Source organism: Sagittula sp. MA-2, assembly GCF_030126985.1.
Classification (GTDB): domain Bacteria; phylum Pseudomonadota; class Alphaproteobacteria; order Rhodobacterales; family Rhodobacteraceae; genus Sagittula.
This window is the reverse complement of the sequence record NZ_CP126145.1, coordinates 4,192,329-4,213,546: the sequence shown is the minus strand read 5'-3', so window position 1 is coordinate 4,213,546 and position 21,218 is coordinate 4,192,329. Positions and strand designations below refer to the sequence as shown.

23 protein-coding genes are annotated in these 21,218 nt (G+C 66.5%); 16 read left to right on the top strand and 7 right to left on the bottom strand.

The features are described from left to right. Window positions 1-158: 158 nt before the first annotated feature. From QNI11_RS20540 to QNI11_RS20500, 9 genes are all read left to right on the top strand, one after another. Window positions 159-1,094, top strand: a complete 936-nt coding sequence (locus tag QNI11_RS20540) for a fatty acid desaturase family protein (protein ID WP_283981564.1) — start codon at window positions 159-161, stop codon at window positions 1,092-1,094. Next, entirely contained in the window at window positions 1,094-1,993 is a 900-nt protein-coding gene (locus QNI11_RS20535; protein WP_100928539.1) for a CPBP family intramembrane glutamic endopeptidase, read from the top strand. The genes QNI11_RS20540 and QNI11_RS20535 overlap by 1 nt, the downstream gene beginning before the upstream one ends. 78 nt (window positions 1,994-2,071) lie before the next feature. Further along, window positions 2,072-3,403, top strand: a complete 1,332-nt coding sequence (locus QNI11_RS20530; RefSeq protein ID WP_283981563.1) for a hypothetical protein — start codon at window positions 2,072-2,074, stop codon at window positions 3,401-3,403. Between the two features lie 170 nt (window positions 3,404-3,573). Next, entirely contained in the window at window positions 3,574-4,509 is a 936-nt protein-coding gene (gene accD / locus QNI11_RS20525) for an acetyl-CoA carboxylase, carboxyltransferase subunit beta (protein WP_283981562.1), read from the top strand. Window positions 4,510-4,546: 37 nt separating this feature from the next. Then, on the top strand, window positions 4,547-5,818 hold the full coding sequence (locus QNI11_RS20520) for a folylpolyglutamate synthase/dihydrofolate synthase family protein (protein WP_283981561.1): 1,272 nt from the start codon (window positions 4,547-4,549) through the stop codon (window positions 5,816-5,818). A gap of 71 nt (window positions 5,819-5,889) precedes the next feature. After that, window positions 5,890-6,318 (top strand): hypothetical protein, encoded by a 429-nt coding sequence (locus tag QNI11_RS20515; protein WP_157814957.1) that lies wholly within the window; start codon window positions 5,890-5,892, stop codon window positions 6,316-6,318. A 129-nt stretch (window positions 6,319-6,447) separates the two neighbouring features. Then, on the top strand, window positions 6,448-7,023 hold the full coding sequence (locus tag QNI11_RS20510; protein WP_100928534.1) for a rhodanese-like domain-containing protein: 576 nt from the start codon (window positions 6,448-6,450) through the stop codon (window positions 7,021-7,023). Window positions 7,024-7,037: 14 nt separating this feature from the next. Further along, window positions 7,038-7,655 carry a LysM peptidoglycan-binding domain-containing protein gene (locus QNI11_RS20505; RefSeq protein ID WP_283981560.1) on the top strand — a complete coding sequence of 206 codons (618 nt, stop codon included), beginning with the start codon at window positions 7,038-7,040 and terminating at the stop codon, window positions 7,653-7,655. 215 nt (window positions 7,656-7,870) lie between these two features. Then, complete coding sequence (locus tag QNI11_RS20500; protein WP_283981559.1) at window positions 7,871-8,482, top strand: LysM peptidoglycan-binding domain-containing protein; 612 nt, start codon at window positions 7,871-7,873, stop codon at window positions 8,480-8,482. A 76-nt stretch (window positions 8,483-8,558) separates the two neighbouring features. On the opposite strand, the gene zapE is transcribed toward QNI11_RS20500, so the two are convergent. Then, the gene (gene zapE, locus QNI11_RS20495) at window positions 8,559-9,623 is read right to left on the bottom strand and encodes a cell division protein ZapE (RefSeq protein ID WP_283981558.1); all 1,065 of its coding nucleotides are present in this window, start codon (window positions 9,621-9,623) and stop codon (window positions 8,559-8,561) included. Between the two features lie 225 nt (window positions 9,624-9,848). Between zapE and QNI11_RS20490 the strand changes: the two genes are divergently transcribed. Next, window positions 9,849-11,099 (top strand): MFS transporter, encoded by a 1,251-nt coding sequence (locus tag QNI11_RS20490; RefSeq protein WP_283981557.1) that lies wholly within the window; start codon window positions 9,849-9,851, stop codon window positions 11,097-11,099. A 16-nt stretch (window positions 11,100-11,115) separates the two neighbouring features. On the opposite strand, the gene QNI11_RS20485 is transcribed toward QNI11_RS20490, so the two are convergent. The 6 genes from QNI11_RS20485 to QNI11_RS20460 form a co-directional block, all read right to left on the bottom strand. Beyond that, window positions 11,116-12,045 (bottom strand): alpha/beta fold hydrolase, encoded by a 930-nt coding sequence (locus QNI11_RS20485; protein WP_283981556.1) that lies wholly within the window; start codon window positions 12,043-12,045, stop codon window positions 11,116-11,118. Further along, complete coding sequence (locus QNI11_RS20480) at window positions 12,042-12,662, bottom strand: HAD family phosphatase (protein WP_283981555.1); 621 nt, start codon at window positions 12,660-12,662, stop codon at window positions 12,042-12,044. Before QNI11_RS20480 ends, QNI11_RS20485 begins: the two co-directional genes overlap by 4 nt. Further along, window positions 12,659-13,117 carry a YaiI/YqxD family protein gene (locus QNI11_RS20475; protein WP_283981554.1) on the bottom strand — a complete coding sequence of 153 codons (459 nt, stop codon included), beginning with the start codon at window positions 13,115-13,117 and terminating at the stop codon, window positions 12,659-12,661. Before QNI11_RS20475 ends, QNI11_RS20480 begins: the two co-directional genes overlap by 4 nt. Window positions 13,118-13,122: 5 nt before the next feature. Then, entirely contained in the window at window positions 13,123-13,953 is an 831-nt protein-coding gene (gene fghA, locus QNI11_RS20470) for an S-formylglutathione hydrolase (RefSeq protein ID WP_283983539.1), read from the bottom strand. 35 nt (window positions 13,954-13,988) lie between these two features. After that, the gene (locus QNI11_RS20465; RefSeq protein ID WP_283981553.1) at window positions 13,989-14,651 is read right to left on the bottom strand and encodes a TetR/AcrR family transcriptional regulator; all 663 of its coding nucleotides are present in this window, start codon (window positions 14,649-14,651) and stop codon (window positions 13,989-13,991) included. 77 nt (window positions 14,652-14,728) lie between these two features. Then, window positions 14,729-14,935, bottom strand: a complete 207-nt coding sequence (locus QNI11_RS20460; protein WP_100928526.1) for a hypothetical protein — start codon at window positions 14,933-14,935, stop codon at window positions 14,729-14,731. A gap of 174 nt (window positions 14,936-15,109) precedes the next feature. Between QNI11_RS20460 and mbfA the strand changes: the two genes are divergently transcribed. The 6 genes from mbfA (at window position 15,110) to QNI11_RS20430 (ending at window position 21,175) form a co-directional block, all read left to right on the top strand. After that, the gene (gene mbfA, locus QNI11_RS20455) at window positions 15,110-16,084 is read left to right on the top strand and encodes an iron exporter MbfA (RefSeq protein ID WP_100928525.1); all 975 of its coding nucleotides are present in this window, start codon (window positions 15,110-15,112) and stop codon (window positions 16,082-16,084) included. A 102-nt stretch (window positions 16,085-16,186) separates the two neighbouring features. Beyond that, window positions 16,187-17,920, top strand: coding sequence for a dihydroxy-acid dehydratase (ilvD, locus tag QNI11_RS20450; RefSeq protein WP_100928524.1), 1,734 nt, complete (start codon window positions 16,187-16,189; stop codon window positions 17,918-17,920). Window positions 17,921-17,925: 5 nt separating this feature from the next. Beyond that, the gene (locus QNI11_RS20445) at window positions 17,926-18,507 is read left to right on the top strand and encodes a dihydroxy-acid dehydratase (protein ID WP_283981552.1); all 582 of its coding nucleotides are present in this window, start codon (window positions 17,926-17,928) and stop codon (window positions 18,505-18,507) included. Between the two features lie 163 nt (window positions 18,508-18,670). Beyond that, on the top strand, window positions 18,671-19,447 hold the full coding sequence (locus QNI11_RS20440) for a DUF6478 family protein (protein WP_100928522.1): 777 nt from the start codon (window positions 18,671-18,673) through the stop codon (window positions 19,445-19,447). A 22-nt stretch (window positions 19,448-19,469) separates the two neighbouring features. Continuing rightward, a complete protein-coding gene (locus tag QNI11_RS20435) occupies window positions 19,470-19,856 on the top strand; it encodes a hypothetical protein (RefSeq protein WP_100928521.1) in 387 nt (128 codons plus the stop codon). A 404-nt stretch (window positions 19,857-20,260) separates the two neighbouring features. Beyond that, window positions 20,261-21,175, top strand: coding sequence for a DMT family transporter (locus tag QNI11_RS20430; RefSeq protein WP_283981551.1), 915 nt, complete (start codon window positions 20,261-20,263; stop codon window positions 21,173-21,175). Window positions 21,176-21,218: the final 43 nt, after the last annotated feature.

Here is a 21,218-nt window from a genome sequence, read left to right as displayed (position 1 = left end):
GCGCGGGTTGCGCGGCTTGTCGGTCGCTTTCGCCGTGCCGGGCTGGAGGACCCCCCGTCTGCTGCGATCCCGCAGGGATACCCCTGCTGACCCTCTCCATCGAAGTGACGGAGCGGAGTCGTTGACAGGATGGGGGTGGGCGCGGGATCATTACCGGCATGACACCGGGAAAAGCCTACCTGACGAGCGAGGAGATTCGGACGCTGTCGCAGCGGTCCGATGCCTGGGGTCTGGCGCTTGTGGCGCACGCTTGGGCGCTGATCCTCGGCAGCGTCTGGCTGTTCACCCTGTGGCCCAATCCCCTGACCTTCGTGCTTGCGATGATCGTCATCGGTTCGCGTCAACTGGGGCTGGCGATCCTGATGCACGAGGCGGCGCACAACGCCCTGTTCAGGACACGCGCCTGGAACGAATGGGCGGGGGCGTGGCTGTGCGGGCGACCGATCCTCGCCGATCTGGCCAGCTACCGGCATTACCACCTGATGCACCACCGGCACACGCAGACCGACAAGGACCCCGACCTGAAGCTCTCGGCGCCGTTCCCGACCACGCGCGCCTCTCTGCGCCGCAAGCTGATCCGCGATCTGACCGGGCAGACCGGCATCAGGCAGCGTGCAGCCCAGATCGCCTTTGCCTTCCGCCTCGCCGGAGAGACGGAGGGCGTGTCGAGCCAGGACCTCGCGCAGGCGTTCAGTGGGCCTGTGCTGGGCAAGGCCCTGATCGTCAACGCCGTCCTGTTCGCGCTGTTCTGGGCGCTGTTCGGCTGGTGGACGTGGTTCGCCTTCTGGCTCCTGCCGCTGCTGACGTGGTTCCAGCTTGTCCTCAGGGTGCGCAACATCGCCGAACACGGCGCGGTCGAGAAGTCCGAGGACCCATTGCGCAACACCCGGACCACACTTGCCGGACCTCTGGAACGGCTGCTGGTCGCGCCCTACTGGGTCAACTATCATCTGGAACATCACCTGGTGATGCACGTTCCGGCCTACAGGCTGCCGATGCTTCACCGCATGCTGCGCGACAAGGGGCTGGGCGAACGGATGACACAGGCAAACGGCTATCTCGACGTGCTCCGGCAGGCGAGCGCGCGAGGTTGATGAAGCGCGAAAGCTACGCGCCCCACGCGGTCCTCACCCTGCCCACATTCCACCGCTGCGAGCTGTGGCGGCTGGTGCTGGGACTTGTGCTCGCGACCGTCATCATGTTCGGGCTGACGCGGGGCATCATCGCGCTCATCAGCGGCATCGTCGGCCCGGATCGGTTCCCGGCGGTGTTGAGCATGATCACCTCCGGGCGGGACCCATGGGGGCTTCTGGCGCAACTGTCGCTGATGGGGGCCATGGGCATCGGCGCCATCGTCGTGGCCGAAACCCTGCACGGACGCACTGCGGGCAGTCTGTTCGGTCCGGCGCGGCTGTTCTGGCCACAGTTCCTGCGGGTCGCGGCCGTACTGGTGGCGCTGAACGTCGTGATCGCGCTGCTGCCGCCCTGGCCGCTGCAGATGGCGTCGGAGCCGGGCCTGCCGCCCGGGCAGTGGCTGGCGCTGCTGCCACTGACGATCGGCGCGCTGCTGGTCCAGACCGCATCGGAAGAGGTGCTGTTCCGCGGCTATTTCCAGAGCACGCTGGCCGCGAGGGTGAAATGGCCTGCCGTCTGGCTGATCCTGCCCTCGCTGGCCTTCGGCCTGGGGCACTATGCGCCGGACGTCTGGGGCAGCAATGCGGTGCCCATCGCGCTGTGGGCCGTGGCCTTCGGTCTGGCCGCCGCCGACCTGACGGCGCGGTCGGGCAGCCTTGGCCCCGCCATCGCCTTTCACCTCGTCAACAACTTCGTGGCCATCGGCGTGATGTCCCTGCAGGGCGACCTCTCGGGCCTGGCGCTGACGAAGCTGCCCTACGGGCCGGAGGACGAGGCGGCACTGGCCGCGATCCTGCCTGTCGACCTTGCAACGCTCTTCGTAAGCTGGCTCGCCGCGCGTCTCGCCTTACGCGTATAGAATTGATAGTTTCCCGCATTGGTGGTATCCTTCGGTTCGGCGCATAGCCGTTTATTTTGAACCGGACGGATTGAAACCATGAGACATTTCAAGGGGGTGGCCCGCGTGGCCGCCGTGCTTTTCCCTGTGCTTCTGCCATGTGCGGCCCAGGCGCAGGACAACTTCCACAACAGGATGGAGCGGGCGATCTCCGACTTCCTCGCCACGCCCGCCGAGGATCGCAAGCAGATCGTGCTCGACAACGGCAGCGTCATGATCCCGCCGGAGCTGCGCGCGGACGTGCGCTTTGGGTTCCAGAAGCGGATGACGCTGTCCGGACACGGCGTGCTGTTCGACATCGAGGGCCAGCGTGTCACCCTGTCGGAGCGGGACATGACCGAAATCGCCGAGGAGATGCTGGGCGTCGTCCGGGCAGAGGACCCGGAGAAACCGGTGCTGGAGCGCGAGGCCGAGGCGCAACTGAAACAGATCCTCGACCGCGGGCTGGAGATGCGCCGGCGCGGCGAGCTGAAAGGGCCGGAGGCGGTGCTGCTCGACCTCGAGCTGGTGCGCGCGATGGCCCACCGCCTGCCTGACGAACTGCGGTCGGGATACCTCTGGCGGGTGGATTTCATCCGCGACGAGATGGTCCGTCAGAAGCTGGTCGAGCCGAAACTGCTGACAGACTTCGTGATCATCGTGGAGATCAATGACTGGATCATCCGGTGGTTCCTGCGGACCGACTACATGCGCGAATGCACCGCCGCCGGGGTGCCGGTGCCGCCGGACTTCGCGCTGACCGGAACGGCGTGGCGCGAACAGGGAGGCCTGTCCACGAACCTGCTCTCACCCGGCGCCGTGGCCAATGTCTGGACGTGGAACGTCACGGGCAAGCGCGGCGCCTGCGTGGCCCTGCCGCGCGGAACAGGCGGGCCGGGGAGCCTTGCCGGGATAATCTGCCAGTCGGCCGAGACCGGCAACGCCTGCTTCTGGGACAACATCCGGCGTTCCGACAACCAGCGCGTGCCATGGGCAACGGAGACGCTGGTGATCCGGGACCTGAAGGACGGCAGCGAACTGTCGGAAACCTGCCCGGCCTGTCACAAGGGCAACAACGTCTTCCTCGTGTCGCCCGACGATCCCACGTGGTGCAAGCTGCTGCGCGGCGGGCAGGGCGGATCGGGATGTTCGGCGGTGAACGGGCCGGGTTCTGCCGGGTTCACGCTGGCGGTGGAGGCGGAGGTCAACACGGTCAACGTCCCCAACACCTCGATCCGGCATTCGCGTTACGCGCCCTACAGCGGCACCCCGGCGCGCCCGGGCTGGGTGAACACAGAAGGCGTCGGCTGCGGTGGGGTCTGCCACCTCGGATCTGGGGGCAGTTTCAACCTGCCGCCCATGCCGCCAAGCTGCGGCGTAGACTGCTACTGACCGGAACGGGGGCGGCGCAGAGCCCCGCCCTACAGGCCGTCGCGCGGGCCGGATTGGCTTGCGCGACGGCCCTTTCACGGCGCCCGCGAACCAGACGCCACCCGAGGGGAAGATTGCAATTCGTCGCAGCGGGGCATAAGTGACGCGCAAACGATGAACTCGGGGCTTCCATGAACTGGATCACCAACTACGTCCGTCCGCGCATCAATTCGATCTTCTCCCGCCGGGAAGTCCCGGAGAACCTGTGGTCGAAGTGCGAAAGCTGCGGAACGATGCTGTTTCACCGCGAGATCAGCGACAACCTGAACGTCTGCACCAATTGCGGCCACCACATGCACATCACGCCGCGTGACCGCTTTCACGCGCTGTTCGACGGCGGCATCTACGCCGAGGTGGCCGTGCCGGAACCGATGGCCGACCCGCTGCATTTCCGCGACTCCAAGCGTTACCCCGACCGGGTGCGCGCCGCGCAGAAGGGCACAGGCGAGAAGGAGGCCATGCTGGTCGGCGCCGGCGAGATCGGACGCACGCCCGTGGTCTGTGCCGCGCAGGACTTCAGCTTCATGGCCGGATCGATGGGCATGTACGTGGGCAATGCCATCGTCGCCGCTGCCGAAGAGGCGGTGAAGCTGGGCCGCCCGCTGATCCTGTTCTCGGCCGCGGGCGGCGCGCGCATGCAGGAGGGCATCCTGAGCCTCATGCAGATGCCGCGCACCACCGTCGCGGTACAGATGCTGAAGGAAGCCGGGCTGCCGTATATCGTCGTCCTGACCCATCCGACCACCGGCGGGGTGACGGCCTCCTACGCGATGCTGGGCGACGTGCAGATCGCCGAACCCGGCGCGCTTATCTGCTTTGCCGGCCCGCGCGTGATCGAGCAGACCATCCGCGAGAAGCTGCCCGAAGGCTTTCAGCGCGCCGAGTACCTTCTGGAGCACGGCATGCTCGACCGGGTGACCGACCGCCGCGACATGCGCGAGGAGCTGATCGTGCTGTGCCGCCTGCTGATGAAGATGCCGCCGCCGACGTGGGGCGATCTTCCGGCCCCGGGGCCGGAGGACATGGTGCGGGAGCCGAACGCGGCTCAGGACAACACCAAGGCGTGAGACCGGGCTGAACGCCCCTTTCGAGGATGTGAAAGAGATGGGTCAGGGCTCTGACGTGATACTGGAGCGCCTGATGGCGCTGCATCCCAAGGTCATCGACCTCGTTCTGGACCGGGTCTGGCACCTGCTCGAGGCGCTGGGGCATCCGGAGCGCGACCTGCCCCCCGTGATCCATCTTGCCGGGACCAACGGCAAGGGGTCGACCCAGGCGATGATCCGCGCCGGGCTGGAGGCCGAGGGCAAGCGCGTCCACGCCTATACCTCTCCGCATCTCGTCCGGTTCCATGAACGCATCCGTCTGGCTGGGACGCTGATCACCGAAGACGCGCTGGCCGCGGTTCTGGACGAATGCGAGGCCGCCAACGGCGGCGCGCCGATCACCTATTTCGAGATCACGACCTGCGCCGCGCTTCTGGCCATGGCCCGCACGCCCGCCGATTTCACCCTGCTTGAGACCGGCCTCGGCGGACGCCTCGACGCGACGAACCTCGTCGAGAAGCCGGAACTGACCATCATCACGCCGATCTCGATGGATCACGAGAGCTTCCTTGGCGACACGCTGGCGAAGATCGCGGGCGAGAAGGCGGGGATCCTGAAACGCGGCGTGCCCTGCGTCGTCGGTCCGCAACCGGACGAGGCAATGGACGTGATCGAGGCACGGGCGCAAGCACTGGGTGCACCGCTTCTGGCCTATGGCCAGCACTGGCACGCCTGGGAAGAGCGGGGACGGCTGGTCTATCAGGATGAAACCGGTCTGCTTGACTTGCCGATGCCGAACCTGCCCGGCGCACATCAGGTGCAGAACGCAGGTGCCGCGCTGGCGGCCCTGCGGCATCTCGGCGCCGGAGAGGCGGCACATGAAGCGGCGGTGACACAAGCCTATTGGCCCGCGCGGATGCAGAGGCTGCGGCACGGGCCGGACCTCGACAGCTTGCCGGGGATCGAGCTTTGGCTCGACGGCGGCCACAACCCCGCCGCCGGAGAGGCCATCGCCGCGCATCTCGAACGTCTGCCGGACCGCCCGACGTGGCTGGTGTGCGGCATGCTGAACACCAAGGACGCGCGGGGCTTCCTGCGTCCGCTCGCCGCCCGCGCCAAGGGCCTGCTGGCTGTGTCCATCCCCGGGGAGGCCAACACCCTTCCCGCCGAGGAAACGGCGCGTATGGCGGCGGAGGTCGGCCACGCTGCCGGGGTGTGTACGGATGTCACCGAGGCCATCCACCGGATCGGGAAAACCGATCCCGCCGCGCGCGTGGTGATCTGCGGCTCTCTCTATCTTGCAGGCAGGGTGCTCAATTCCTATAGTTGATCGCGCAATCATGCATCCCTATAGTATCTTTCCTGAAGCGCCGGCCATGCCGGGCAAGGGAGGTGATGCAATTGCCGTTTCATCAATACATTCTCGCGGAACACAGGCTCCTTCACGTCCGCATCCTGGGGCAGCAGCGCATCACGCTGGGTGACATGTCACGCGGCTACGAAGAGTTCCTGTCCCTGCCCGGCGCCGATGACGTGCGCTTTTCCCTGCACGACATGCGCGGAACCGAAGATTTCTCGCTTCAGACGAACGGCAGCGAGATGATGACGGACATGGTGAAGTCCGATGCGGCCAAGCGTCAGGTCCACCGCAGGATTGCCTTCGTCGCCGACAATCCGGCTGTCCTGTCGGGGATCATGGTCTACGTCGCCATGCTGAACGAAAGCGCCTACCTGTCGTCGCACGTGTTGGGGTCCGTCGGGGATGCGCTCGACTGGCTGGGACTGGATCGCGCCATCGCCGCGCAGATGACGGGTGGTGGCGCAGACTGATGCCTTGAGGGATCAAGTATCCGCCCGGAACAGGCCCCCGATGTTGACTGATTCGACGCCCGCGGCCTATATTTCGTCAAAACGACAAGATCGGGTGGCCCGCAAGAGGCGCCTCAGAGGACGAGCAGCATGGCCAAAGGTCTTTATCCGACCCTTTGCTTCGCCTTGATGGGCGCAGCCGTGCCCGCGTTCGCCCAGTCCAGCCACATCACGGAGAACCTGACCGCGTTCCAGACGACGCTGAACGGACAACCGCTGCGCATCGCGCGGAGCGGGCCTGTCTGTCCGCCATCCTGCGTGACGCCGATGCAGGCGGCCTCCGGCGTCGCGACGGTCGGCGAGCTGGAGGTGCTGGATTTCCTCGAACTGTTCGTGTCGGAGGGCCGCGGCCTGCTGGTCGATGCCCGCCTTCCCGAGGCCTTCTCGACCGGCACGGTGCCGGGGGCGGTGAATGTCCCGGCCTCCACGCTCGCGCCGGAGAACCCGTACCGCGACGACCTTCTTGAGGCGCTCGGGGTACGGAGCGGGGATTTCTCCGGCGCCTTTGACCTTGTCCTTTTTGCCGGGGGGGCGGACGACGGTCTGGCGGCTGCGGCGGTGCGGAACCTGCTGGACGCAGGCTATCCCCCGACAAAGCTGAAGTTTTACCGCGGTGGTCTGAAGGCGTGGGACGGTCTTGGTCTCAGCCTCGCCGCGGGTCAGTAAGTGGGAACGTCGGTATGATCCGCATGGTGCTTTTCGCAATCGGGTTCATCGCGATCACCGTCGCGCTGATCGTCGTGCAACCGGGCGCGCGCAGGGACGTGTCAGAGGCCGCAGCAGCCGAACCCGTGACGCGCACCGATCTGGACTTGCCGACACCGGCGACCGCTGAGGTGCCCGTCGTCCCGATGACGCCCGAAGCGACACCGGCGCCCGCGCCACTGCAACAGGCCAGCCTGCCGCAAGCCGAGCCCGCCGCACCGTCCGTGACACGGGCCGTCAGCACACCGGACGACCGGGAGATGCGCCGGATGACGTGGAACACGCTGTCCAGCCTCAACCAGGCGACGGGCCGCGAAACCGCGCCCGGCCAGCCCGGTAGCCTGCTGCACGCCATCGTGCGTCGGTCGCTGGACGGAACGCCTGCGACGGCGGCCGAGGCGTCAGGGTCCACGACTCCTGCGGGCGGCCCTCAGGTCTATGTGGTGGTGTCCGGTGACAGCCTCGTGTCGATTGCCGAGAAGATCTATGGCGACGTGAACATGACGGGGCCGCTGTTCACGGCGAACCGGTCGATCATGAGCAGGCCGGACGACCTGCAGCCGGGTCAGACGCTCGTCCTGCCGAAAAAATGACCTACCACTTCTAGCGCGGAATTGCGCCTTTTTACGGAACAGCTAGGCGAACCACCTAGATGTTGACGCAGCGCAAGTGATTCGCCTATGGTCCTCGGCAACCGCGCGGACTGGCAACATCACGGCGCGGAGTCTCGGGGGATTTCTTGCATGACATCGCTTTCAGCGAACCGTCTCGGTATGGCTGCGACGGCCCGCCGGGCAGGATGGGCCGGATGATCCGCGCGATCCTGATGGCCGCTGGCTTCGTGATGAGCACAGTTGTGCTGGTCTGGGTGGTTGGCGGCACCATGCCGGACGATACGGGTCGTTCGGATCAGGTCAGCCGCGCCACCCGCGACGCGATGGGCCTTCAGCCCGCGATGGAGCCGCTAGCTGCCCCGCGTCCCTCCGAACCCCTTGGCGCGCCCGACACCTCCGCAGACTTGCGGCCCGTCGCGCGCCCGTCCGAAGTGGCGGCGCTGACGCCGGAACCGGCCGCCGTTACACGGACCGGCCAGGCAGTCCCCGCAACCTCCGAACAGCGCGTCAACGATGCCATGCAGGCTATGGGCTACGGCATTCTGCGCGAGCTTCAGAAACCCGTGACCGCCGCGGCCCAGACCGAAACAATCAAGACCGCGCGCATCGCGGCACCCGAACCGGCCACCCCGGTCGCCGCCGCGGCAAGGACCTACACGGTGCAGGCGGGCGACAGCCTGCCCGGCATCGCCTTCCGGCATTTCGGAACCACCGTCGCCTACCTCCAGATCCTGGAGGCAAACAAGGACGTGCTGCGCACGCCGGGCGAACTGAGGCCCGACATGGTGCTCACCATCCCGGACTGACCCTTTTCAAGGCAGAGAAGCAAAAACGAGCAGCCAGTACCAAGCAGGGCCCCGAGGGGCCCTGTTCCTTGTCGCGTCAGCCCTGTTCGCCGGCCCAGTCGGCGGCCTGCATCTCGCGCAGGCGGGAGGCGGTGCGCTCGAACTCGAAACTGCCCGCACCTTCGACATATAGGCTCTCCGGTTCGGCGGCAGCGGTGGCGATCAGCCGGACGCGGGCCTCGTAGAGCGCGTCGATCAGGGTCACGAAGCGCTTCGCCTCGTTGAAATTGTGACGAGAGAGGCGGGGAATGTCTTCCAGCACCAGCACGCGCACCGCGTCGGCCAGAGCGAGGTAGTCCGCCGGTCCCAGCGCGCGGCCGCACAGGTCGAAGAAACTCGCCCGTGCCATGGCATTGCGGTAGCGCGGCAGTTCCACCTCGCGGCCCTTCACATGCAGCGTCAGCGTATCCTCGATGCCGTGCGTCAGCTCTTCCCAGATCGCGTCGATCTTCTGGCGCGCCTCTGCGTTTGCCGGGGTAAAAAAGACCTGCGTCCCGGCCAGCCGGTCCTGCCGGTGGTCGGTCTTGGAGGCCAGCTCGCGGACCTCCAGCTTGTCCTTGATGAGCTCGATGAACGGCAGAAACAACTGCCGGTTCAAGCCGTCCTTGTAGAGGTCGTCGGGTATGCGGTTCGACGTGGTGACCACCACGGTGCCCGCGCTGAACAACTGTTCGAACAGCCGCCCCACGATCATCGCGTCGGTGATGTCGGTGATCTGCATCTCGTCGAAGGCCAGAACCTTGGCCGAGTCGGCCACCGCCTTGGCGATCGGCTTGATCGGATCCTCGACCCCCTCCTTGCGGAGGCGGTGCATCTCCGAATGGATTTCCTGCATGAAGCTGTGGAAATGCGTGCGCCGGGCCGGGACGTTCAGCGTTTCGACAAACAGATCCATCAGCATCGACTTGCCGCGCCCGACGCCCCCCCAGAGGTAGAGGCCCTTCGGCGGTTCCGGCGCCTTGCGGAAAAGGCCGCGCTTCGGCGGATCGGCCAGTTCGGCGCGGATGCGTTCGAAGGCGGGAAGGGCGCCGCGCTGTGCCTCGTCGGGCTTCAGCCGGCCGTCCTGAACGCGCTTGGCATAGAGGTCGGGGACAGTTGTCATGCCTCGCCTTTAGCGCGGGCCGCGGCGGATGTGTAGAGGGGGACGGACCTCGGAACGCCGTGAAATGCCAGCTTGATTTCCCTCTGTGCCATGATCTGACCATGCCTTGTCGTTTGGTTTTCTGCACAGTTCATCACGCATTGTGATGGGCAATATCACGTAAGAGAAATTGACCTAATTCCGCATCTGCGGTTCTGATCGTGCAACGCTGCAGGAGTAACGATCATGGACAGACCGGCCCCCATTGTCACACCCGTGCTGATCGTCGGTTGCGTGATCATCATGGTCAGCTTCGCGATCCGGGCCAGCTTCGGCGTCTTCCAGATCCCTATCGCCGAGGAATTCGGCTGGGCACGGGCAGAGTTCTCGCTCGCCATCGCCATCCAGAACCTCGCATGGGGGATCGGCCAGCCGCTGTTCGGCGCCGTGGCCGAGAAGATCGGCGACCGGAAGGCCATAATCATCGGCGCTGTGATTTATGCAGCGGGCCTCGTCATGTCGTCCTTCGCGGAGACGCCCTTTGCCATGCAGGCGTGGGAAGTGCTGGTGGGCTTCGGCGTGGCGGGCACCGGCTTCGGCGTGATCCTTGCCGTCGTGGGTCGCGCGTCCAGTGCCGAGAACCGCTCCATGTCGCTGGCCATCGCCACCGCGGCGGGCAGCGCCGGGCAGGTCTTCGGCGCACCGGTGGCAGAGGCTCTGCTGGGCGTGATGTCGTGGCAGATGGTCTTTATCGTCTTCGCCGTGGCGGTGCTTTCTGTGCTGCTGGCGCTGCCAATGATGCGCGCCCCGGCGGCGGCCTCCAAGGCCGAGCTGGAGGAGACCATGGGCGAGATCCTCGGCCGGGCCTTCCGCGACCCGTCCTTCACGATGATCTTCCTCGGCTTCTTTTCCTGCGGCTACCAGCTTGCCTTCGTTACCGCGCACTTCCCCGCCCTCGTGACCGAGCTCTGCTCGCCGATCATGGCGGGCGGCATCCTTTCGGGCATGGGGATCACAACCACGTCGGCGCTCGGGGCGGTCTCCATCTCGTTGATCGGGCTGTTCAACATCGCGGGCACGCTGACGGCGGGCTGGCTGGGCAACCGATTCCAGCGCAAGTACCTGCTGGCCTTCATCTACCTTGCCCGCACCGTTGCGGCGGCGGCCTTCATCATGCTGCCGATCACGCCGGTGTCGGTGCTCGTGTTCTCGGCCGTGATGGGCGCGCTGTGGCTGGCGACGGTGCCGCTGACCTCCGGCCTGATCGCGCACCTCTACGGGCTGCGCTACATGGGCACGCTCTATGGCATCGTGTTCTTCAGCCACCAGTTGGGTGGGTTCCTCGGCGTATGGCTGGGCGGGCGGATGTACGACGTCTTCGGCGACTACACCATGGTCTGGTGGATCGGCGTCGGGGTCGGGGCGTTCAGCGCGCTGGTGCACCTGCCGGTGAAGGAAAACCGCACCACTCCGCCTGCTGGCGCCCTGGCCGCCTGACCCGCCTGCGCGGCGGTCAGACCGTCGGCCCTTCCCACGTGTCGCGGATCGCCTCGGCCACCTGTTCGGTATGCGTCCACGGCAGCCCGTGGCCGGCGCCGTCGATCACCACGTGGCGGGCGTCGCGGTTCCATTCGGCCAACCGCCCCATGGCACGCAGCGGGATCACCGTGTCGTCGCGCCCCCAGATCGCCGCGACGGGCACCCTGGCCTTGTGCAGCGCGCGGTGCGCCTCCTCCGTATCGCGCCGCAACGTGCCGCGCAGGGAGGAGAGGACAGACCGCAGAAACCCGCGCCGCCGCAGCTCTGCCATCTGAAGCCCGGCGATGTCGTCGACGCTGCTGTCGGCATGGGCCGCGGCCCGGGCGGTGCGGGCGAATTGAGTCGGGTAGGCCATGTGGAACAGCCAGTCGCCAGTCAGCGGCCATTCCGTGCAAAAGCGTGCGACGGGACCGACCTGATGGCCCATACCGGCGGGGGCCAGCAGGATCAGGCGGCGCAGGCGGTCCGGGTTTGCAATCCCCCAATGCGCGGCAATGGCCCCACCCATGGAGTAGCCCGCCAGCGTCAGGTCGTCGGTCAGGCCCTCGTGCGCCAGCAGGTCCTCCAGTTGCCGCGTGAAGAAGCCCGGTGTCTGCGGACCCCTCGGCGCGTCGGAATAGCCGCGCCCGTAAAGGTCGTAGACCAGCACGCGAAATCCCATGGCGACGAGGTGCCGCGCCAGCCCGAGCCAAACGTAGGACGGCGTGGTCAGCCCGTGCACGCAGACCATGACCGCGCCGCGTTCGGGACCGAGCCAGTCGTAATGCGTGTGTCCCTGCGACAGCTCCGCGAAACGGCCCGGGGCCTGCTGGCGGAAACGTGCGTTGCGCGGTGTGCGGCGCAGTTCACGCGCAGCGGGCAGCCCGGCGAGGGCCAGTGCGGCGAGTGTCGCCGCCGTGCTCACCGCGCCTCGTCCGGTGTCAGCAGACCGTGGGACACCAGCGCATCGGCCCAGCCCTGCGGCCCGTCGAACAGGTGAGTCTGCCAGCCGCGCGCCGCCGCGGCCTCGATGTTCTCGGCCCGGTCGTCGGTGAACAGCAGGTTTCCGGGAACGATGCCGGAGTGCGCCTCGACCATCTCGTAGATGCGTGCGTCGGGCTTTGTCACACCCATGTGGCCGGAGACGTAGGCATGGCTGAAGCTGTTGAGGAAACCGTAGACCGGCGTCGCGATGGCCCAGGTTCCGATGCCGAAGTTCGTAAGCGCGAAGGTCGTGACGCCCTTTGCGTTCAGCGCCTCCAGCAAGCGGACGGAGTGGGGGATCGCCGGTTTCGCCATCTCCAGCCAGTCGTCGTGCCAGAGCCGGATCTCATCGCGCCAGTGCGGGTACTTCTCTGCCCAGCCGTAAATCGTGTCACTGAAGTCGGCGCCTCGGTCGACAAGGTCGTTCATCCCGTGCAGGTCAACCTCTGCGAACATCGCCGCGCGCCGGTCGGCGCCGATCTTCGGATCGTAGTAACGCTCCGGCTGCCATTCGATCAGCACGTTGCCGACGTCGAAGATCACGGCTTCGATGGTCATCCCTTCTCCTTCGCGGCCATGCGCAGCGCCCGGTCCAGCGCATCGAGGAAACGGCTCCGGTCGGCCTTCGTGAAGGACTTGCCGCCGCCCTGCCGGAAGGGATCGGCAGCGCGCAGGTCAGCGGCGAGGTCGCGCATCGCAAGTTGCGCGCCGATGTTGGCGCCAGTCAGCGCAGAGCCGTCGGGCCGCAGCACTTGCGCCCCGGCCTCCACGCATTTCGCGGCAAGCGGGATGTCGTTCGTCACCACCACGTCGCCGCGTCCGGCCTGATCGGCGATCCACTTGTCGGCCTCGTCCGCGCCGGAGGACACCACGACGATGTCCACCAGCGGGTTGCGCGACGGGCGGATGCCGCCGTTCGACACCAGCTTCATCGGCACCTTGTGGCGGGTGGTCACGCGCTCGGCCTCTTCCTTCACCGGGCAAGCGTCGGCGTCGATGTAAAGCGTGGTCACGGAGTTCAGCCCAGCATTGCCTCTGCGTGGAAGGCCACATGGTCCTCCATGAAGGTCGAGACGAAGAAATAGCTGTGGTCATAGCCGTTCTGCATCCGGAAGACCCCGTCCTGCCGCTTGGCGGTCATCGCTTCGGCCAGCGCCTCGGGCTTCAGGAGGTCGAGGAACTGGTCCTTCGATCCCTGATCGATCAGCACCGGCCCGTCGAAACCCTTTTCGCGCATCAGGAGGGAGCTGTCGTGCTTTTCCCAGGCCGCCTTGTCGTCGCCCAGGTAGGCGCCCAGCTGCTTGGTGCCCCAGTCGGACTGCGTCGGGTTGGCGATCGGCGAAAACGCCGAGACGGAGGCGAAGCGCCCCGGCAGCGACATGGCCAGCGTCAGCGCGCCGTGCCCGCCCATCGAGTGCCCGGTGATCGCCTGCCGCTCCAGATCAATGGCGAAGTTAGCACCGATCAGCGCGGGCAGCTCCTCGGCCACGTAATCCCACATGCGGAAATGCGGCGCCCAGGGAGACTCCGTGGCGTTCACGTAGAAACCGGCGCCCTGGCCGAGGTCATAGGCCTCGTCGTTGGCAACGCCCTCGCCGCGCGGCGACGTGTCGGGAAAGACCAGCGCGATGCCGTGTTCCGCGGCCCAGGCCTGCGCCCCGGCCTTGGTCATGGCGTTTTCGTGTGTGCAGGTCAGGCCGGACAGGTACCACAGCACCGGGACCGGAACATGCGCCGCTTCCTCAGGCAGGAAGAGGCCAAAGGTCATCTCGCACGAGGTGGCCTCGGAGGCGTGGCTGTAGACACCCTGAACGCCGCCGAAGCAGCGGTTTTCGGATACGGTTTTCATGGCCTGTGTCATGGCGGCGGCTCCTTTCGAAGGGGTCACTTTGCGCCGTAACGTGCCATGAAGGTGGCGACAGCGCCATCCACAATCCGGTCGCGTTCGGATTGGGTGAACTCCGTCTGGAGACCGAACACCGCCTTGGGCCAGAGATCGGCCTTGCACAGCTCGGCGAACTGGTCGGCGGCCAGCGACACGTCGTCGGTGATGATCTCGCCGCGCGTGCGGGCCACGTCCAGATAGCCGGACAGAGCGCGCTTGGCGATCATCGGGCCGGACTGGTAGAACTGGCGCCCGAGTTCCGGGAAACGGTCGGCTTCGGCGACGCAGATCCGGAAGATCCGCTGGCCGAGTTCTGACAGCATGAAGGTCAGGATGCGGTGACCGGCGTCGCGCAGAACGTGTTCCGGCGTGTGGGTCATCTCGATGGACAGAAGCGCCTCGTCCGCCTGTCTGCAGCACTGGGCAGAGGTCACCTCGAGGAACAGGAGGCGCTTGTCCGGGAAGTAGCTGTAGAGCGTCGCCTTGGATACACCGGCCTCGCGGGCGATGTCGTCGACCGAGGCACCTTCGAACCCGTCGCGCATGAAGACCTCCTGCGCGCCGGCGAGCACCTGATCGTACTTGCGGCCCTTCCGGATGTCCTGTGCGCGATCCCGGGCTGCATCGTCAGCCCGGGCCTCTGCGGTGTGTCCCGCGGTCATATCGCCCCTCCTGTCGTAGAACGCATGTATAGACCGCGCGGTTCAGTTCGGGCAAGCCGCCGCAATGCAAGAGCGGTTTACCGGCAGGTCGTGGGTTGGTTCAGCGTGCAGACCTCACCTTGGACAGGGCGCTGGTCCTGATCCTGCCCCTGGGTCGAGGTTGCGGGCTTCGGGCCGTTGTCCGGGAAGGTCAGATTCGGCAGGTAGGACGGCCCGACATCCGCGAACGCGGGCGCGGCAAGGACGGAGGCGGCAAGGAGCGCGGCGGTTGCAAGACGTGTCATGAGGAATCTCCCGATCACTTTATGAACTAAACTGTTCGGTTCAGAAATGGCGCATCGGGTGGAAAACGTCAAGGGTGGGCCGAAGCGATGCGGCGAATTGGCCGCGTCCCGAATTCCCGCTTGCGGCGGGCGGGCCGACGACTACTTTAGAACCGATCTAAAGAGGGGTGTGACATGCGGTTTTCGATGCAGCGTCGGCGTTTCGGCGATCTTTCCGAACAGGAAGTGCTGGCACTGGCGATCTCGTCCGAAGAGGACGACGCCCGGATCTACCGGAGCTACGCGGAACGGCTGCGAGCGGAGTATCCCGATACCGCCGCGATCTTCGACGGCATGGCCGAGGAGGAAGATCATCACCGTGCCTCCCTGATCGAACTGCACCGCCAGCGGTTCGGCGAGGTCATCCCTCTGATCCGCCGCGAGCACGTCGCCGGCTTCTACGCGCGCAAGCCGGTCTGGCTGGTTGAGAACCTCTCGCTCGAACGCATCCGCACGGAGGCGGAGGCGATGGAACGCGACGCCGAACGCTTCTACACCGCCGCCGCGCAACGCACCACGGACGCTGGCACCCGCAAGCTGCTGGGCTACCTCGCCGCCGCCGAAGCGGGCCACCAGAAGGCTGCCGAGGGGCTGGAGGCCGAACACCTCGATGCCGACTCCCGCCAGTCCGAGGACGACATGGCCAAGCGCCAGTTCCTTCTGACATGGGTGCAGCCGGGCCTTGCGGGGCTGATGGATGGCTCGGTCTCGACCCTGGCGCCGATCTTCGCCACCGCCTTTGCGACGCAGGACACCTGGACGACCTTCCTTGTCGGTCTGGCGGCTTCTGTCGGCGCGGGCATTTCCATGGGGTTCACGGAGGCGGCCTCGGACGACGGACAGCTTTCGGGGCGCGGTTCGCCGGTCAAGCGCGGCATCGCCGCCGGTGTGATGACGGCGCTCGGCGGGCTGGGACATGCGCTGCCCTATCTGATCCCGCATTTCTGGACCGCCACCATCGTGGCCACCATCGTCGTCTTCGTCGAGCTTTGGGCCATCGCGTGGATCCAGAACAGGTTCATGGAAACGCCGTTCTGGCGGGCGGCCTTCCAGGTGGTTCTGGGCGGGGCTCTGGTGTTCGGTGCTGGCGCCCTGATCGGCGCGGGCTAGGACGCACCTCCCGCCCTTTCACATTTGGTATACCATGACTCGCTTGCCCCGTTGGGGGACTGAGGCTATGCCGGATGGGACAATTACCGGGAGGAAATAGCCGTGCTCAAGCGTCCGTTTGACAAGACCAAACTGCCCAGCCGTCACGTCACCGAAGGCCCGGCCCGTGCGCCGCATCGCTCCTTCATGTACGCCATGGGGCTCAGCGAGGAAGAGATCCACCAGCCGCTGATCGGCGTGGCGACCTGCTGGAACGAGGCCGCGCCCTGCAACATCTCGCTGAGCCGGCAGGCGCAGGCGGTGAAGCTGGGCGTCAAGGAAGCCTCCGGCACGCCGCGCGAATTCACCACCATCACCGTGACCGATGGCATCGCCATGGGACACGAGGGCATGCGCGCCTCGCTCGCCTCCCGCGAAGCCATCGCCGACACGGTCGAGCTGACCATGCGCGGACACTGCTACGATGCGCTCGTGGGGCTGGCGGGTTGCGACAAGTCCCTGCCGGGGATGATGATGGCGATGGTGCGGCTCAACGTGCCGTCGGTCTTCATCTACGGCGGGTCGATCATGCCGGGCAAATACCAGGGCCGCGACATCACCGTGCAGGACGTGTTCGAAGCCGTGGGCAGGCACCAGGCGGGCGCCAACTCCGACGAGGAACTGCGCGCCATCGAGAAGGCAGCCTGCCCCTCTGCCGGGGCCTGCGGCGGCCAGTTCACAGCCAACACCATGGCCTGCGTGTCCGAGGCCATCGGCCTTGCGCTGATGAATTCCTCCGGCGCGCCAGCGCCTTACGAAAGCCGCGACCAGTACGGCACCGCGTCGGGTATCGCCGTGATGAACCTCTTGGAACGCAACATCCGCGCCCGCGACATCGTCACCATGAAGTCGCTGGAAAACGCCGCGCGTGTCGTCGCCTGCACCGGCGGCTCGACCAACGCCGGCCTGCACCTGCCCGCCATCGCGCATGAGGCGGGGCTGGAGTTCTTCCTCGACGACGTGTGCGAGATCTTCCGGGACACGCCCTACTTCGTCGACCTAAAGCCCGGCGGCAACTACGTGGCCAAGGACCTCTACGAGGTCGGCGGCGTGCCTGTCGTGATGAAGGAACTGCGCAAGGCGGGCCTGATCCACGAGGACTGCATGACCGCAACGGGGCGGTCCATGGGCGAAGAGCTCGACCTGATCGAGCGCGAGGCCGACGGCAAGGTGATCTATCCCATCGAAACGCCGATCACCAAGACCGGCGGCGTCGTGGGCCTGAAGGGCAACCTTGCCCCGCAAGGCGCCATCGTGAAGGTCGCGGGCATCGCGGCTGAAGACCAGGTCTTCACAGGGCCCGCGCGGGTCTTCGAATGCGAGGAGGACTGCTTCGAGGCGGTCAAGATGCGCGCCTACAAGGAAGGCGAGGTTCTGGTCATCCGCAACGAGGGCCCTGCGGGCGGCCCCGGCATGCGCGAGATGCTGGCCACTACCGCCGCGCTGTCCGGGCAAGGCATGGGCAAGAAGGTCGCGCTGATCACCGACGGGCGCTTCTCCGGCGCGACGCGCGGGTTCTGCGTGGGTCACGTCGGTCCCGAGGCGGCGCACGGCGGGCCGATCGCGCTGGTGGAGACGGGCGATGTCATCACCATCAACGCCCTGACCGGCAAGCTGTCCGTGGACCTGACGGACGAGCAGCTGGCCGCCCGCAAGAAAGCCTGGGCCGGGCCGCGGGACACGATCTATGCGTCCGGGTCGCTCTGGAAATACGCGCAACTGGTCGGTGAGACCTACAAGGGCGCGGTCACCCATCCGGGCGGCAAGGCCGAGAAACACGTCTACGCCGATCTCTGACGCCGATGCGCGGAACGATCTTCACGGTCCTCGCGGCGGCGCTGTGGCTTGCCGCCTGCGACATGCCCGCCAGCGATCTGGCGGGCGCGTCAACGGGCAGCAAGCCCCCGCTCGAAAAGGTGTCCCTTGCCGGGGGCGCCGTCGTCGTGGACGGGCCGGAGGGCTACTGCATCGACCCAGAAACCTCACGCTCGCGGAACGGGCAGGGGGTCGCCGTGATCGCGTCGTGCTACATCCTGTCGGGCGGCAAGGCGGGCTACAACGTGCCGCCGGTGATCGTGACGGTGACTGTCGGCCCGAAGGACCCGGGGGGCGCGGTGCCCGATCCGGCTGCGCTGGCGAAGGCTGCGGGGGCGCCCCTGCTGGGGGCCTACGAGGATGACGGGCTGACCCTGGCCCACCTCGGCAGCGGCGGCGACAAGATGCTGAGCGAGGGCGATCAGCGCTACTGGCGGGGGGCCTTCCTGCAGGGCGGTCACATGGTCGGTCTGGCGCTTTACGCGCCGGAGGGCGATGCGATGGCGGGTCGTGACGGGGCGCGGATGCTGGGGCAGGTGCGTGACTTCATTGTACGCGCAAGTCCGTGAAGGAAGGGTGAAGCCGCCGCGCGGGCGGATTCAAGGAAAAGCGTAACGATATCGTGGTTTTTCGCGTTTATTCGAACCGTGGTGTAAGCCATAATGGTTTCCGAACCCGAAACGATCTGTCGTATTCGGGAGGCGCAAAAGACATTTGGGGACACGGCACGGCATGACGACAGGGCAGCGGCAGGGATGGCTGGACAAGATGGTCTTTGCCGCGGGCCTGAGACGCTGGTCGCAGGCCGCGCGCTCCGCCTCCGGCATGGACCTCGCCGCCCTCCGGGAAAGCCGCAACCGCGCCCGGCGCCTGCGCACGCACCTCGACCGGCTGATCCACGTCGCGGAGGAACGGCTGGCGCTGCCGATGATCGGCAACCAGGCGTTTCCGCGCCCCGTGGATGCCGACTGGGCCTGGCGGCCGGAGCTATGGTGTGGACCTCTGCCGCGGCCCGGCATGTCATCGGTCGAGTCGCAAAGCATGCTGGGCCGGGAGGCCACGCTGTTCCATGACTGCGCACGCTCCGAACTGACCCTGCGCCAGATCCGCAACACGCGGGAGGCCGACCTTGCCGCCTACGGACTGCGGCTGGACGTCTTCCGTTTCGACGGGTCCTACCTGTCGCTGGCCATCGACCTGCCGCAGGAGGCCTCGCAGGGCCTGAAGCGCAGCCACCTGATCCGGATCGATACCATCGTCGAGATGGAGAAACCCCTTGAAATCTTTGCAAGACTGAACATCAAGCACGGCCCGAACACGGAACAGATCGTCCGTGAGCTGCCGCTGAACGAGGAAGAGATCAACGTCGAGTTCGACCTCGCCTACACCAAGCTGAACGAGAAGCGGGTGGAGAAGATGTGGCTCGACCTGATCTTCGAAGGGCCGGAGATGAACCAGGTGATCCTCCGCGACCTGACGTTCAGCCGCCGCAAGCGGGCGGCGCTGTGAGCCGCCGGAAGGAGTCCCGAGCATGAGCGCATTCACCCTGACGAAGACGCGGTTCCGGGAAGGGCTCTGGGAAGGGGTGCTGAGCACCGAAGGCACCGCCGCGCCGGACGTCGAAGTGACGCTGAACGACCAGCCGGTGACCGGCGTGATGGTGACCGAAGTGGCGGGCAAGGCACGGGAGGCGGGCGCCCAGTGGCTGCTTCAGGTGCCGGTCCCGGCAGAGGCGATCGGCGACGGGGTGCAGACCTTCCTGATCACCGACGCGGCGACCAACGGCGTGTTGCAGAGCTTTTCGCTTATCTCGGGCGAGGCGCTGGGCGATGACATCCGGGCAGAGGTCGACCTGCTGCGCGCCGAGCTCGACATGCTGAAGAAGGCCTTCCGCCGGCATTGTCTGGAGACGACCTGACCCGCTGACTGTTTCCGGTATGGAGACATTGGCGCGCGCTTGAGCCTTGGTCCCGAGGCGTTAACGCGCGGTGACAACCGGGTTTCGTGCACGGGGCGCACGGAAGGGTAACGGGGCGTGCGCCGTGCAGATGTGGTGCCGCGGAGTTGGCTGTCCACAACACCGCAGGACAATCTTCACACAGCTTGCACCGTCGTTACTGGTGAACCGGCCGGTTGAGGGGGTCGAAACGGCCGGTTGGTAACCTTTTCGTCCCGACGTCGCCGCGCGCCTGTTGCGTAGCCCTCTGCCGCGTTAACCCATTACGATTTTTTCCATGCCGAAGGCATGTAAAACGGGGCAGGCAGATTGACCTTCCGACTGGCGGGGTTCACGGTAGCGGCAACGCGAAAGGACCTTCTCACATGTCACCGATGCGCGGCATTGCGCTGAAGCTGGCCTCCGTCTTCCTGTTCACGATCATGGCCTCGCTCATCAAGGCCAGCTCGACCGAGGTGCCCGCGGGGCAGGCGGTGTTCTTCCGCTCGTTCTTTGCCATGCCGGTGATCGTCCTGTGGCTGACCCTGCGCGGCGACCTGCGCACCGGGTTCAAGGCCACGCGCCCCCTGATGCACGTCTGGCGCGGGCTGGTGGGGGTCACCGCCATGGGCTGCAACTTTGCCGCGCTGGGGCTTCTGCCTCTGCCGGAGGTCACGGTGCTGGGCTACGCCGCGCCGATGCTGACGGTGCTTCTGGCCGCGCTGATGCTGGGCGAACGCCTGCGGCTGTTCCGGATGTCGGCGGTTCTGCTGGGGCTTGGCGGCGTGACCATCGCGCTGTGGCCGCGGCTTTCGCCTGACGCCTGGAGCGAGGCGGCGATGCTGGGCCTGATCTTCATCGGCGTGTCCACGGTGATGCGGGCGCTGGCGCAGATCCAGATCCGCCGCATGGTGTCGAGCGAGGAAACCTCCGCCATCGTGTTCTACTTCTCCCTGACGGCGACGCTGTTTTCGCTGGCGACCGTGCCGTTCGGCTGGACATGGCCGGGCTGGGCGGTGTTCTGGATGCTGGTGGCCGCCGGGCTGATCGGCGGCGTGGCGCAGATCTTCCTGACCTCGTCCTACAAGTTCGCGGGGGCGGCAGTGCTGGCGCCGTTCGAATACGCCTCGATCCTGTTCGCGATCCTCTTCGGCTACGCGTTCTTCGACGAGGTGCCGACAGCCAGCGTGCTGATCGGCGCGGCCATCGTCGTGCTGGCCGGCGTGCTGATCATCTGGCGCGAGCGGCAGCTGGGCCTGAAGCGCGGGCAGGCGCGGGCGAACATGACGCCGCAGGGGTAAAATCTTCGGTCGAAGATTTTACCGGCGGGCAGATTTTTCTTCG

Bases quoted from the DNA above. Each gene is read 5' to 3' on its own strand.
- QNI11_RS20540 (WP_283981564.1), top strand. From the start codon at position 159: ATGACACCGGGAAAAGCCTACCTGACGAGCGAGGAGATTCGGACGCTG.
- QNI11_RS20535 (WP_100928539.1), top strand. From the start codon at position 1,094: ATGAAGCGCGAAAGCTACGCGCCCCACGCGGTCCTCACCCTGCCCACA.
- QNI11_RS20530 (WP_283981563.1), top strand. From the start codon at position 2,072: ATGAGACATTTCAAGGGGGTGGCCCGCGTGGCCGCCGTGCTTTTCCCT.
- accD (WP_283981562.1), top strand. From the start codon at position 3,574: ATGAACTGGATCACCAACTACGTCCGTCCGCGCATCAATTCGATCTTC.
- QNI11_RS20520 (WP_283981561.1), top strand. From the start codon at position 4,547: ATGGGTCAGGGCTCTGACGTGATACTGGAGCGCCTGATGGCGCTGCAT.
- QNI11_RS20510 (WP_100928534.1), top strand. From the start codon at position 6,448: ATGGCCAAAGGTCTTTATCCGACCCTTTGCTTCGCCTTGATGGGCGCA.
- QNI11_RS20505 (WP_283981560.1), top strand. From the start codon at position 7,038: ATGATCCGCATGGTGCTTTTCGCAATCGGGTTCATCGCGATCACCGTC.
- QNI11_RS20500 (WP_283981559.1), top strand. From the start codon at position 7,871: ATGATCCGCGCGATCCTGATGGCCGCTGGCTTCGTGATGAGCACAGTT.
- zapE (WP_283981558.1), bottom strand. From the start codon at position 9,623: ATGACAACTGTCCCCGACCTCTATGCCAAGCGCGTTCAGGACGGCCGG.
- QNI11_RS20490 (WP_283981557.1), top strand. From the start codon at position 9,849: ATGGACAGACCGGCCCCCATTGTCACACCCGTGCTGATCGTCGGTTGC.
- QNI11_RS20480 (WP_283981555.1), bottom strand. From the start codon at position 12,662: ATGACCATCGAAGCCGTGATCTTCGACGTCGGCAACGTGCTGATCGAA.
- fghA (WP_283983539.1), bottom strand. From the start codon at position 13,953: ATGAAAACCGTATCCGAAAACCGCTGCTTCGGCGGCGTTCAGGGTGTC.
- QNI11_RS20465 (WP_283981553.1), bottom strand. From the start codon at position 14,651: ATGACCGCGGGACACACCGCAGAGGCCCGGGCTGACGATGCAGCCCGG.
- QNI11_RS20460 (WP_100928526.1), bottom strand. From the start codon at position 14,935: ATGACACGTCTTGCAACCGCCGCGCTCCTTGCCGCCTCCGTCCTTGCC.
- mbfA (WP_100928525.1), top strand. From the start codon at position 15,110: ATGCGGTTTTCGATGCAGCGTCGGCGTTTCGGCGATCTTTCCGAACAG.
- QNI11_RS20445 (WP_283981552.1), top strand. From the start codon at position 17,926: ATGCGCGGAACGATCTTCACGGTCCTCGCGGCGGCGCTGTGGCTTGCC.
- QNI11_RS20440 (WP_100928522.1), top strand. From the start codon at position 18,671: ATGACGACAGGGCAGCGGCAGGGATGGCTGGACAAGATGGTCTTTGCC.
- QNI11_RS20435 (WP_100928521.1), top strand. From the start codon at position 19,470: ATGAGCGCATTCACCCTGACGAAGACGCGGTTCCGGGAAGGGCTCTGG.
- QNI11_RS20430 (WP_283981551.1), top strand. From the start codon at position 20,261: ATGTCACCGATGCGCGGCATTGCGCTGAAGCTGGCCTCCGTCTTCCTG.